The 13,518-nt window shown below is 44.1% G+C and carries 11 protein-coding genes; 3 read left to right on the top strand and 8 right to left on the bottom strand.

Translation table 11 applies throughout. The annotated features are described in order from the left end of the window. Positions 1–23 precede the first annotated feature (23 nt). Positions 24–785, bottom strand: coding sequence for a sugar-binding protein (locus tag ACXACS_RS02555; protein ID WP_474803699.1), 762 nt, complete (start codon positions 783–785; stop codon positions 24–26). A gap of 163 nt (positions 786–948) precedes the next feature. Here ACXACS_RS02555 and ACXACS_RS02550 point away from each other — a divergent pair, with 163 nt between their 5' ends. Continuing rightward, the gene (locus ACXACS_RS02550) at positions 949–2,013 is read left to right on the top strand and encodes an ion transporter (protein WP_474803697.1); all 1,065 of its coding nucleotides are present in this window, start codon (positions 949–951) and stop codon (positions 2,011–2,013) included. A gap of 46 nt (positions 2,014–2,059) precedes the next feature. Here the strand turns inward: ACXACS_RS02550 and ACXACS_RS02545 are convergent, their stop codons facing one another. After that, positions 2,060–3,595 carry an MFS transporter gene (locus ACXACS_RS02545; protein WP_474803695.1) on the bottom strand — a complete coding sequence of 512 codons (1,536 nt, stop codon included), beginning with the start codon at positions 3,593–3,595 and terminating at the stop codon, positions 2,060–2,062. 194 nt (positions 3,596–3,789) lie between these two features. Between ACXACS_RS02545 and ACXACS_RS02540 the strand changes: the two genes are divergently transcribed. Then, entirely contained in the window at positions 3,790–4,779 is a 990-nt protein-coding gene (locus tag ACXACS_RS02540; protein ID WP_474803692.1) for a Gfo/Idh/MocA family protein, read from the top strand. Positions 4,780–4,884: 105 nt separating this feature from the next. On the opposite strand, the gene ACXACS_RS02535 is transcribed toward ACXACS_RS02540, so the two are convergent. The 3 genes from ACXACS_RS02535 to uxaC are packed head-to-tail and all read right to left on the bottom strand — an operon-like array spanning position 4,885 to position 8,633. Then, positions 4,885–5,682, bottom strand: a complete 798-nt coding sequence (locus ACXACS_RS02535; protein ID WP_474803689.1) for a ThuA domain-containing protein — start codon at positions 5,680–5,682, stop codon at positions 4,885–4,887. After that, entirely contained in the window at positions 5,679–7,193 is a 1,515-nt protein-coding gene (locus tag ACXACS_RS02530) for a mannitol dehydrogenase family protein (RefSeq protein WP_474803686.1), read from the bottom strand. Before ACXACS_RS02530 ends, ACXACS_RS02535 begins: the two co-directional genes overlap by 4 nt. Before the next feature lie 9 nt (positions 7,194–7,202). Beyond that, positions 7,203–8,633 (bottom strand): glucuronate isomerase, encoded by a 1,431-nt coding sequence (gene uxaC / locus ACXACS_RS02525; RefSeq protein ID WP_474803683.1) that lies wholly within the window; start codon positions 8,631–8,633, stop codon positions 7,203–7,205. Positions 8,634–8,933: 300 nt separating this feature from the next. Here uxaC and ACXACS_RS02520 point away from each other — a divergent pair, with 300 nt between their 5' ends. After that, positions 8,934–9,962, top strand: coding sequence for a LacI family DNA-binding transcriptional regulator (locus ACXACS_RS02520; RefSeq protein WP_474803680.1), 1,029 nt, complete (start codon positions 8,934–8,936; stop codon positions 9,960–9,962). Between the two features lie 103 nt (positions 9,963–10,065). Here ACXACS_RS02520 and ACXACS_RS02515 read toward each other — a convergent pair whose 3' ends face one another. The 3 genes from ACXACS_RS02515 to ACXACS_RS02505 form a co-directional block, all read right to left on the bottom strand. Continuing rightward, a complete protein-coding gene (locus ACXACS_RS02515; protein WP_474803677.1) occupies positions 10,066–11,301 on the bottom strand; it encodes a sugar MFS transporter in 1,236 nt (411 codons plus the stop codon). Positions 11,302–11,314: 13 nt separating this feature from the next. Beyond that, positions 11,315–12,502, bottom strand: a complete 1,188-nt coding sequence (locus tag ACXACS_RS02510) for an AGE family epimerase/isomerase (RefSeq protein WP_474803674.1) — start codon at positions 12,500–12,502, stop codon at positions 11,315–11,317. Between the two features lie 79 nt (positions 12,503–12,581). Continuing rightward, complete coding sequence (locus ACXACS_RS02505; RefSeq protein ID WP_474803671.1) at positions 12,582–13,511, bottom strand: sugar kinase; 930 nt, start codon at positions 13,509–13,511, stop codon at positions 12,582–12,584. Between the last annotated feature and the right edge of the window lie 7 nt (positions 13,512–13,518).

The raw sequence follows: 13,518 nt of genomic DNA, 5'->3' as shown, positions 1-13,518 counted from the left end.
AAACGCCTTAATTTAGGTCTTCACTACTTCGCTAAAGTCACTTTCCCAAACACAGACGCATCCTTAAACCCCAGGTTTTTATCACCGTTTATTGGAGTAATGTCATGAGAGCCTAAAAAGTGTTCTCTGTCACCGCCATCGGCGTCACAGTAGGCCAACATAAAGCCCAGCGCCATATCTTCTTTTAAGGTTAATGGTGAGTTGTCTTTTCCATGCTGATAGCTATCGTCAAATACACGCACAGCCGCTTCCCAATAAATCTTATGAGGCGCCGATATATCTCGCTGCCATTTGTTTTCAACGTGATTGTTATACAGCTGAGGCACGGCTTCACCCGCTTCATTCGGACCAATATCAACAACTTGGTTGTCTAGCGCTAAGTGATAAGCGAACGCGTTGTAGTTATTAAAGTGATCGCCACCAGAGGCATCCGCATCAATAAAGACTTCTAGGCAATCATCATCCCAATATCGTTCAAGCGGGTTGGCATAGGTATCTGAAAGGTGGTCGTCTTCTATTTCTGCTAAAAGGTACAAGGCCTGTTTATCCCAGCGTAGTTTATATCTACCAGAAAAGTCACTGGGCTCGGGCCTGGTGCCCCACATCAGCGAGGTCATGTCGTGCCAATCACCTTCTTTCCATGCAGCATCATTTGCTACGCCATCTATAACAGGTGCATTCGCGGTAAACATAACACTGTCCGGCTTCGCTTGTACTGCCGGGGCAAGCATAGCGACAAGTAATGTAGAGGTGAATGCTGATACTAGGGGTTTAGTACTTTTCAATTGAATACGCTCTTAGTTTGCCTTCCTGACGTTTAAACTATCATGTTTTGAGCCCTACTGCGTTTGAAAAGCTGCACAGTAACGCCTCTCTTTATCAGAAGCATTATCAATTTATCGCCGTTATTGATATAACAAGGTTAATTCTTAAATCATAAATTTAGCTATGTCATTTCGAAACGCGTGCTATCACATTCTTGCCCCCGCTAGCGAAGCTCACGAATACAAAAAACGTAGCAAGTTGTTTGATATATTGCTTATTGCGCTGATTATCGTAAATATAGCGGCCATGATGCTAGAAACTGTACCGGGTATTCCCACCATTTGGCAGCATGAATTGCATATCATTGAGGTCGTTTCGGTACTTATTTTCACTGTTGAATACATACTTCGCGTTTACAGCAGTGCATCGGCGCCTCCCCGTGTTTCCAAAGCTAGCGGCACTTCCAAAGCTAACGGCACTTCCCAAGAAAAAACGACGGCATGGCAAAAACGTTGGGCTTATATAAAAAGTCCTATGGCACTGGTGGATTTAATGGCAATACTACCTTTTTACTTAAGCGTTTTCGTGGCATTTGATTTACGTATATTACGGGTATTCAGAGTACTTCGAATTTTGAAAATTGGTCGCTATTCCCGTTCAATGCAAACCCTTATCACCGTATTGCGCAACGAGTCGCATAGCCTCATCGCCGCTATTAGCGTACTTCTGCTTTTCACTGTTATCGCCGCCACCTGCATTTACTATATCGAACACACTGCGCAGCCCAACGTTTTCAGCAGTACTCCAGCATCTTTATGGTGGGCACTAGTCACGCTAACGACCGTGGGTTATGGTGATGCCGTTCCCGTTACAGCATTAGGCAAGGTGTTCGGTGGGCTTATAACCATCATGGGTATATGCTTTTACGCCTTACCAGCGGGCATTTTATCATCAAGCTATACCACCCAAATGCAGTTAAAGCGTGATCGGTTCAAAGATACAGTGCAAAGTGTGTTAGACGATGGAAAATTGAGTGAGCATGACATCCATCATTTAGACCACGTACGAGCTTTACTTGATTTAGATGAAACCGCAGGCGGCCGCGTACTTTGTGCAACTGCGTTAGGTAATAACGTAACTGAAGCGCAGCAAAAAGCCTACGAGCTGCTAAAAACCATTCAATTTAAAGATGTATACTATCGCACTGTCATTGCACACCGTGCGATTTCAAGAGAGTCTGAAGCCTAACGTAACCTTTGTGAAATAGCCAAGTGCTTAACGTCACTTGGCTATTTCACGCTCTACAGACGCTCAACGACGGTTTCGTCTGTATTGCCGCGGTGTAAGAGGAAGGATGCTTTTTTCTTTTTTTATTGCCCCACATATATTTATACTCCCAACCAGTTAACTCCTCAACCACGCTAACAACGTGAGGTAACGCATCCTGCTTTGCCCCACCTTTACGCAAGCGACTGACTTCATCAATAAGTATTTTGTGCTTTTGCTTGGTTAACTGAAAGAGCGTTGCGCCAAATAGCGCAATAATCGCTAGACATGTTGGTCCTATCAAAAATAGCCAGTAGACGCCTGAAATAGTCTCACTTGTCTGCACTTTAGCGCCAGATTCAAAGCCGACCCATTGCAAACCAATGCTTGCAATCAACATTGCAGAGGCCTGACATATTTTCCTCCCAAGGGTCATGACTCCAGAGAATATTCCCGCTCTACGTCGCCCCGTCAGAATTTCATCCACATCGGGAATAGAGTTAAAGATCACCCAAGGAATAAGATATATGCCGCCTCGCGCGAGGCCAATAAGAACGGCGCCCAAGAAAACCGCTTTGCTCACATCGAGCGCAATATTGGGGAGAATAGCGAAAAAAGCAAGGCTAACAAACATAAGACCTAATGCTATTTTATAGGCGTTAGCATTCCCTATTTTTAGCGCGAACCACGTAAAGGTAAGCACACCAAAAAACTGCATAAAGGTCATCACACTTAAGATTTGTCCACCTTCACCCGCAGATAGATTGAGGTTAAATGTAATATAGTGTAGAAAGAGTGCGCCAAAAATGTCTAATGCTACTGAACCACCGATATACATCATCAGATGAATTCGGAATGTCTTTATTTGCAGTGTACTTGCCATTTCCTTATATAAATCAACAAGGGTTTCTTTTATGGAAGAGACCTCTTTCGGAGGAGGGAGCCTCGAAGGTTCGATTTCCCACGTGTATTTGTAAATAAAGTACCACGGCAAAGTGAAAATAAATCCAAACAAAAAACCAATGTAGATAAAGGCTTGGGCTTCATCTTCAACATTGGACATGATTAGCCCAGGGATTAGGGTAACAACAAATGCCGTTATTTGACCAAACGTCAGGCGGCAACTTCCCATCTTAGTTCGAATTTCATAGTCGTCTGTCATCTCGTTTGGAAGTGTGCAATAAGGCGTCATCACCACGGTAAACATGGTGTTGAATAAAAGATAAGTGACAAGGTAATAAGTAAACCCAAATCCAGAGATGAACATGAGACCAAACACAATTAGCAACGGTGCGCCAAAAAGAAAAAACACTTTTCTGCGTCCAAATCGAGTTCGGATATTATCAGTAATATACGCAACGATAGGGTCAGTAATGGCGTCCCATAACTTACCAATAGCAAAAATCAACCCTGCTTCAACAGGCGACAAACCTGCAACTTGGGTGAAAAAGTAAAGCATCCACAACCCAATTATAGTGCCAGAGCCGCTTCCAAAAATGTCTCCTGAACCCCAAGCAATGATGTTTTTCCAACCTGGCTGCTTTCTTTTTTCTACGTCATTCATTGATGAACTCCCAACCTTTGCAGCTAATATTTTAACACTGATTTAACACAGACTATTACGTTCTTGACACCGGTGTCAATATAGAATTTAATGTAAATATAGTAAACACTAGGTGAATAAATCACAGTCATTGTTAATCCCTTTGATTGTTTCACACTCTTTTTAAATAACATTTGGTTAAATGTGGGGATACCATGAAGTTAAAACTTGGCGTTATTGGTTGCGGCAAAAAATCATCTCAATATATCAACACATGGTCTCAGCGCACTGATATCGACATTGTTTGTGTTTGCGATCCAAGCGAGGGAGCGTTGCAGCACGTTAAAGCAATTCTTAGCGATCACGATCACAAGCAGGTACACGCTTATCAAGACTGGCAAACCCTTTTAAGTGAACAAGGTAGTACGCTAGATGCCGTTTATATTTGTACTCCACATGCTGTTCACGCAGATCAAGCGTTAGCTGCCCTAGAGTTGAACTTAGACGTACTACTTGAAAAGCCCATGGTAACGACCGTTGATGAAGCGAAAGCACTCCAATTGGCCCAACAGGCCAGCGGTAAGCAGCTTGTGGTTGCCTATCAAGGTGGATTGTCTCCCCTTGTTCACCAATTGAAAGAAGATATTGCCACAAAGCGCTATGGCGATTTGATGAGTATCAATGCTGCAATATGGGAAGATTGGGCAGACACTTACACTGGCCATTGGAAGCAAGTGCCTGAAATCTCAGGTGGTGGTTTTATGTTTGATACGGGTGCACACATGATGAACACCACATCAATGCTTTGCTCTCAGCCCTTTGCCAGTGTTAGTGCAAAAATGAACAACCATAACTTTCCTGTGGATATTGTCACAACGGTAATAGGAGAACTGGCGGACGGGATGCTTTTTTCTATGCACGCGTGCGGCAAAAGCATTCGATGTACATCTCGAATAGAGTGCTTTTTCACTAACTATGTCGTGAGAGTCTGCGCGTGGGGACGCTGGATTGAGATTGAAGACAGAGACGGCAACATTGAGCGCAAAGAGCAGGAATCAGCAAACAATTTGATGAATGTTTTCTTACAAACGAAGGACGGCAATATGCAAAACCCTTCAGATATTGAACAAGGATTGCACATGGCAAAATTGTGGGACGCTATCAAACTCTCTGCCGGCAAAAATGGGGCGCCGGTAGCGTGTTGAGCTCCTTTACGATCGCGCGACATTAGCGTATTGCATTCATTAAAAAAGGGCGTTTCGCCCTTTTTTAACTCTCGCAGAGTGGGTGATTAATCATGCAGACTGGTATCATTTATTCTGTGCGGCTTTTTCCGCGAGCATCAGTTTTCGCGGCTTTTTGAAATACGTCTGTTTGGGTGCGCCTTTTTCTAACGGCACCGGTCTACCCCAGTTTTTCATGCTCCATCCAGATGTATGGGCTTGGTTTGACCATTGTATGGCATTGGCAAGCACCTGAATGATGTGAGGGTTTCTATATATTGGAAAGGTTTCATGGCCCGGAGAAAAGAAAAATATTTTCCCCCTTCCCCGCGTAAACGTGCACCCACTTCTTAGGATTTCCCCACCTTGATACCAAGATGTAAATACCAGTTCATCAGGGTCTGGAATATCAAAAGGTTCGCCATACATCTCCGACTGAGGCAACTCAATTTGGGGCGGCAAATTATAGGCAATCGGGTGAGATGGTTTCAGACACCATACGCGTTCACGTTCCCCTCCTTCGGCCTCTCGCCAGCTCAGGTTACAGCTTGTTCCCATTAAGCGCTTAAACAATTTAGCGTGATGTCCGGAGTGTAAAACAATGAGCCCCATCCCTTCTAATACACGCTGTTGAAGCTTATCGATAAGCTTGTCATCAAGCTCATCATGGTATCGGTGGCCCCACCAAATGGCGACATCCGTATTGTCGATTCTCTCTTGTGGCCACCCTTGCTCAGGGTCGTCTAACGTTGCTGATGTTAAGTTAAAACCGAACGGTTTAAGCCTCTCAACAATGCAACCGCCAATGGTTTCGGGATAGCACTCTTGTACGTCAGCGTCTTCTTTTTCGTGCCGACATTCATTCCATACGGTAACATTTATCATAGTACTGCCTGCTGCTTTAATTGTGGGGAATAGTCCTGTACTTCTAGAAGCAAGCTATCTAACGCGGTAGAAACACCATTGGCTAAAATGTAACTCAACCAGTATTTAACTCGCTCTTCAAAAACTTCATTCGTCGAGAGTGTTTGGGGAAAGATTTGTGATAGACCTAAGTACCCTTTAACTAATTTATCAATCTCGTAAAAGTCACGTTTTTGAACGTCGTAAAGCACATCAGCAAGCGGGTCCTGTACCTCTATCGCATCGCCCTTGGCGTCAAAAGCCATAGTATAGCGAAGCCATGAAGCGACAGCGAAACACAGACACTCAGCGCTCTCGCCATTTTGTAGTCTACCTTCAATAGTATGAAAAAGGCGTTGGGGCAGCTTCTGGGAGCCATCCATCGCAATTTGATAAGTTCTGTGAAACAGCGCTGGGTTCTTGAATCGCTCTAACAAATCTGCTGTGTAGCTTGTAAGTTCCAACCCAGGAGGTGGTGTCAACGTGGGTGCAATTTCATCACACATCAAAATATTTAAGTATCGTTCAAAGGCTTTATCTTCCATTACTTCGCTAACGAATTCATAGCCTGATAAGAACCCTGCATACGCCAACGATGAATGAGCACCGTTTAATAGACGAAGCTTCGCTTTTTCAAACACATCTACATTGCTTACAATAGTAGCCCCAACCTCTTCCCAACAAGGGCGCTTACCAGCAAATTTGTCCTCAATTATCCATTGCGTAAATGCTTCGGTTTTCACCATTGCACTGTCTCTGTAGCCAGCATCATCCGCTAACTCATCAATATCGCTAGGCGTAGTTGCTGGCACAATTCTGTCAACCATGGTGTTGGGAAACGCTACATTCTCGTTGATCCAAGCCACAAATTCGTCGCTCACACGTGTTGCTAACTGCGTCACAATTCTTGCTGTCGTACTGCCGTTCTCCGGTAAATTGTCACAGCACAAAATGGTAGGGGCGTCGACTTGCGCCTCAAACCTTGTTTTAAGTGCACTAACCAAGTAGCCGATTGCCGTTTTCGGCTTATTTAAATTAGATACATCGTGAATAATATCAGGATGCTGCATATTTAAATTACCCGTTGATGGGTCGAGGCAGTAACCTTTTTCAGTCACCGTTAAAGAAATGATATGACACGATGGCGAAGCCATTAACGAAAGCACCGCTTGCGGGTCGTCAGGTGCAACCAACACTTTTGCAACCGATTGAACTAGTTGCTGCTCTTGCCCTTGCGCAGAACTCACCTTAACCGTATAGAAGCCATCTTGCGGATTAAGTTGCTCAGCAACGGTCCCGCTTCTGAGCGACACGCCGGCGATAAACCAGTCATGATCGCCACTCTTGCGCATATATGCATCGGTATACACCGCTTGATGCGCTCGATGAAATGCACCTATTCCCAGATGGACAATCCCAATATTTGGCGTCTGTGGACGATATAATTCGTCGCTTTTACTCACTATTTCGCGATCCAACCTCTTTACTGTCATAACTACTACCTATAAGTTGTAAGCACGTTTAGCTAGGTTATATGCCAAGTCCTTGGCAAGCCCATGAGCCTCATCCATATCGATATAGTGACGCGCTACCAACTCCGCGAGATATACACAGTCCATTCTACGAGCAAGATCATGACGAGCTGGAATAGATAAAAACGCACGGGTATCGTCATTAAACCCTACCGTATTGTAAAACCCAGCGGTTTCTGTGGTTTGTCTTCTAAAACGAATCATCCCTTCAGGGCTATCGTGAAACCACCATGAGGGCCCCAGCTTCAGGCAAGGATAATGTCCTGCGAGCGGCGCTAATTCTCTGCTGTATACAGTTTCATCTAAGGTAAACAAAATAATGTTTAAATTTGGATTGTTGCCAAACTTATCTAATAAAGGTTTGAGGGCTTGAATATATTCAGTGGGAGAAGGAACATCCGCGCCTTTATCTCTGCCATATACTTCAAACACAGACTTGTTGTGATTCCTGTAAGCACCGGGATGAATTTGCATGACCAAACCGTCTTCAATAGACATTTCAGCCATCACCGTAAGCATGTGAGCCCTAAAAAGCTCGGCATCATCGGTAGTAAAGTGACTACTTTGTACTTTGGCAAATAACTTCTTGGCCTCGCTGTGAGAAAGGTCTGCTGTGGCTGCTGTGGGATGGCCGTGGTCGGTAGAGGTAACGCCCATCGTTTTGAAGAACGCACGTCGATGGCGCAACGCTGCCAGATAATTGTCGTAATCTGTACAATCTAAATCGGTTAACGCACCGAGTTTCGCTAATTTTGTTGCAAATTTTTCATGTTCGGGGTCAATGACAGCATCAGGCCTAAACGCACTGATAACTTTACCTCTCCAACCTGAGTCCAGAATTTGTTGATGGTATGTCAGTTCATCGGTTGCACATTCCGTCGTCGCAATCACTTCGATATTGTACTGCTCAAATAATGCTCTAGGAAGGAACTCAGGGCGCTTTAGCGCACTGTCTATGATGTCGTAATAGTGGTCAGCCGTTGATTCCTCTAATTTCACTTCAATACCAAACGTGTGCACAAACACATAGTTTAGCCAGAAGCTAGACGGCGTTCCCTTGAATAGATAAAAGTGTTTTGCAAATATTCGCCATATTTCACGCGGATCAACGTCAGCGCAACTTCCGTCTTTTCTCCATATTCCTAGCTCGTCTAAGCTAATGCCCTGACTATAGAGCATTCTATAAACGTAATGATCTGGCTTGATGAGTAAATCAGTAGGATTGGCAAATGGCTCATTCGATGCAAACCAAGCGGGGTCAGTGTGACCGTGAGGACTAACGATAGGTAAGTCTTTCACCTCATTATAAAGAGTCCTTGCGATGTCTCGTTCCACTGAATTAGAGGAAAAGAGTCTATCTGGATGAAGGTGCAACTTAGACGCCATCAATATTTTCTCCATTGCTTGTCGTTAATGGTCAAAAAGCGCATCATTGTTGAAGAAATGACATGGATAATAGTAAGTGACTACCTTACCTGTCTGATGGCCTTTTCAAAATAGAAGTTATAAACTCAATTGACACCGGTGTCAAATATGTTTATAAAACAATAAGGGCGATAATATTTAATATAAATTTATCATTATTAACAAATAAACATCAACTCAATAGCCGATTTCGGCTTGTATCACAAATACTGTTGGTTGCACTATGGTGATGATTTATATTATCTCGTCAAAGTTTAGAAAGGGTTATGGAATTTTATGGCTTCAGTCACCATTATGGATGTAGCACGAAAAGCTGGTGTCTCTAAGAAGACGGTTTCACGTGTTATTAATAATGAAGCTAACGTGAGACCGCAGACAAAAGAAAAAGTCCAATCTGCAATTGATGAGCTTGGTTTTAAGCGCAATCCTCTTGGAATGGCTCTTGCTAAAAACCGGTCATTGTTTATCGCACTTCTCGCTGATAACCCAAGTCCTGGTTATCTCATGAATTTACAGAAGGGTATCCTTCAAGCGTGTACCGAAGAACACATGGGGCTATTCCTTTATGATTGCCAATACCGTTCGCCATCATTAGTAGAAGAAATACAAACTTTCATTGAAAACACGCTGGCTGATGGTCTTATTCTCGTACCTCCACTTAGCGATAAAATCGAGCTTCTTGATATGCTTGACCGCAAAGGCGTCAGTTATGTTCGCATAGGAACCAAAGATACAAAGCGCGGTGATTTCGTTGGCTCTAATACGACTAAAGCCGCGTTTGATATGACTGAGTATCTTATTAAGCTTAAGCACCGACATATTGGTTTTATCTTAGGTCATCCCGATCAAGCATCGAGTAAACGAACTGAACAAGGATTCAGAGAAGCGCATGCAAAAGCAGGTATTCCTGTCGATGAATCGTTAATTGCCCAAGGGTATTATACCCATCAATCGGGTGTTGATGCGGCGATGACGTTGCTAAATAAAACACCTAGACCAACGGTCATTTTTGCGAGCAATGATGAAATGGCCGTTGGCGCATTGTGTGAAGCACAAAGTCGGGGAATCAAAGTGCCTGAAGAGCTTTCCATAGCGGGGATTGATGACATATCGATAACCACAAAGGTTTGGCCAAATATCACAACCATGCGTCAACCGTTGAACTCCATTGGTTATACGGCAGCCTCTACGCTTATTCGACGATTACAGAAAAAAACTATAGAACAAAGCGAAGAAGCTTTTGTTAACCATCTTTTTGACTGTGAGCTTGTCATTCGCCAGTCAACCAAAACTTATGTTGGCTAAAAGAATATGATTATAAGAAAAGATAGGCGCGCTGCGCACTGACAAGCACTTAGTATTCAGGCCTATCTTTTCGCTTTCGCTCTCTCTACGTAACACCTCTAGGCTACAACTGACTTACTTTCTGTGACCCCACGAGCGCATACCATGCGATATACACGTAGCACAGTGCTGGTACCAAAAAGCTCAACTGTAACGAAAGGGCATCAGCGGCAACACCTTGAATAAGCGGCAGTATTGCTCCTCCCACTATACCTTGGCATAAGTAGCCAGACGCTTTACCGGTATGTTCTCCTAGCCCACAAATGGCCAGCGCAAAAATAGTGGGAAACATAATAGAATTAAAAAGGCCTACAGAGAGAATTGTCCACATTGCCATATCGCCACTACTAGACACCGACACAGATATCATTGCTACTGCAAGTAACGCGTTTAAAGCAAGAATGATTGAGGGTGCAACAAATCGCATAATAAAAGCCCCAAAAAAGCGGCCTACCATTGCAGCTCCCCAGTAATAAGACACCATGGCGCCTGCACTTACGTTGTTCATTCCCTCAATGCCAAGCTGTAGGAAAAAGTTGACCAAATAGCTACCCACAGCAACTTCTGCTCCAACGTACAAAAATATGGCGAGTACACCATATTTTAGGTGGGGAAAGGCATGCATAGAAAATCGCTTTGTCGTTTCGCTATCAGCACTGCGTTCATGCAGTATTGGCAGGCGCAATTTGGAAAAAATGAAAGCGACAACAACCAACACCCCCGCAATTATTAAATAGGGCTGCTGCACCGCTTCTGCTGAATTATCATTTGAGGCTGACGCCAAAATAAGGATCGCACCAAATGCGGGGGCTGCGGTGTGGCCCAGTGAATTAATTGCTTGCGCAAAATTCAGACGGCTAGCGGCGGTTTTTTCAGGCCCTAATGCAGCGACGTAAGGATTAGCTGATACTTGTAAAACAGTGATACCTGCGGCTAGAACGAACAGGGCGAAAAGGAAAATACCATACCTAGATAAGGATGCTGCGGGAAAAAAAAGACAACATCCAACGGCAATAATACCCAAGCCGTAAATAATGCCTCTTTGATACCCCGTTTTGTCAATAAGTCGACCAGCTATGGGCGAAACAACAAAATAAGCTCCAAAAAAGCAGAACTGAACAAGCGCCGCTTGTAAAAAGCTTAGTGCAAAAGCGTCTTTTAAATAAGGCAGCAAAATATCGTTTAAGGCCGTAATGAACCCCCAAATAAAAAACAGGGCAGTCATGGCAAAAAAGGCAAACTTCATTGTATTAGGCTGATGCTCAGTGTTGAGCGCCACCACTTCAGGTGTAGGGTTCATAAATTATCCTTTTTTACAGTTTCACTAATACATCAAAACAGGCACCAAGCGTGTGGTAGTCACACTTTGCACCCGCACTACTCTTCTCATCAGATACTTTGGCATTGTCGCGACCCAGCAACCTAAACCACGCACCGTATTGGTGGTCGACAAAGTGTTCCCAACTGTAAGCCCATAACTTTTTATAAGCGTCTAAATACTTCGCTTCCTTCGTTTCTTGATAAAGCAGAGCAGCCGCGGCGAAACTTTCAGCCTGAACCCAAAAATACTTGTCGTCGTCACACCAGTTTCCTTCGTCATCGAAACCGTAGATCAGTCCGCCGTATTCGTTGTCCCAAGCCACCTTATAAGCAGAGTCAAAGAGAAACTGTGCACGCGTTAACCACGCAGTATTAGGTTCGATTCGATATAGCGACACTAACAATTTCGCCCACTCGGTTTGATGGCCAGGCTGGAACCCCCAAGGTCGATATAAATTTTTGGGGTCATCACGGTTGTAATCCCAATCGGTTTGAAATGTTGGCGTGTAATGCTCCCATACGAGACCGCCCGTTTGATTAGCCTGTCGTGAGGTTATATTTTCGGCTATGCACCTTGCTCTAGAAAAATAAACGCTGTCACCGGTTGCTTCAAACGCAGAAATCATCGCCTCACATGCATGCATATTGGCGTTTTGACCTCGATAAGGCGACAGTACTCCATCCGCGCTAATTTCATCAGCATACAGCTCAAAATCAGGTTGCCAGAACCGAGTTTCCATTAAATCGAACACTCGCTTTATGTCTTCTTTCGCATCTTTGATTTTTGCCTTGTGAATTGCGGCATAGGCCAATAAAACGAACGCATAACCGTAGTTTTGCTGGGTCATATCAAGGGGGTCACTTCCTTGAAGGGTCCATGCATAGCCTTGCTTGTCTTCTCGCCAATGCACGTTTTCAAGGAAGGTAAGGCCGTGAATAGCCAATTCTGCATATTGCTTTTCGCCAAGTAAGCTGTAGCCACGGGCATAGTTAACGATAATTCGCGCACTACTCACTAGTTGTTTGAACTGAGGATTAAACACCTCACCATTGTCTAAATAATTCTGAAAATACCCGCCTTCTTGATCAACAACACGTGGGTCATAAAACCGATAAATGTCTTTGCAATGTTGCTCTAAAAACGCTTTGCTGTAGGGATTTTCAAGTGAAGGAATGGGCATAGTGCAATGTCCTATTTAATTTGTCGTTGTAGGGATTGGCATTATTCTGGTGTTTTTGCATTAAGTGTGTGCCGACGAACTAGGCATCGTTCGCCGCCGACGGTATTGATAATTTACCCCACTGGCTTTCTGGCAGAATGGCACCTTTAAATTGAACCACTTTACTCGCACAAGCATGTGCCTTTTTAATGGCTTGATCTATACTCATGTTCTGAGAAATACCCGAGATAAATCCGCCGCTGAAGGCGTCTCCCGCTCCCGTAGCGTCTACCATGGTGTCACTGAAATCTAAAGGAAGTGTATTCAATTCCCCCTTCATCCAATAGCACGCTTTACGCTTGGCAGACACTAATGTGATGCAAGGCAACGCAGCGCAGAATTGCTCTAACATCGCGGTGTTTGAAAACTTGAAAATTGTTTTTAAGTCTTCGTCGCTGGGAAGGAAGTAATCTGCTTTTGCGATGGCTTGCTGATAGGCATTCACTACATCATCTCGACGCCGCCAAAGGTTCGCTCTGTAGTTCGTATCAAAGAACACTAATTTGCCTTTAGCGCGCTGTCGTGCAAGAAAAGCTAACCAACAGTGCAACACTTCTTCGCTCATCAAAGACAGGGTTATCCCTGACCAATAAAAGGCTGTACAGTTTTCCGCTTTCTCCACCAGTGACGTGAAGAGTGAAATACTGGTAAAGCATTGCTTTGCCGCTGAATTACTGCGCCAGTAGGTGAAAGTTCGCTCACCATGATTGTCGTTCTCGATGGCATACATTCCTGGTGATTCGCCGGGAATACTTATCATTGAACACAGAGGCAGGCCATGATGACGGCATGCGACACGAATACTTTCACTAAATCCGTCATCGCCAAGTGCAGAAAAATAACGCACGCTTGTACCTAACCTTGATAACATTACGGCCGTATTAAATGTATCTCCCGCTACGCCGCGCTTGAACATTCCCTCTCCATAGGGCTGTAGCTCTATCATTACCTCTCCAAATACGCCAATCATGCTCTGT

This window comes from Alteromonas sp. AWM4_230 (assembly GCF_056158305.1).
This window is presented reverse-complemented; position numbering and strand designations above follow the sequence as displayed.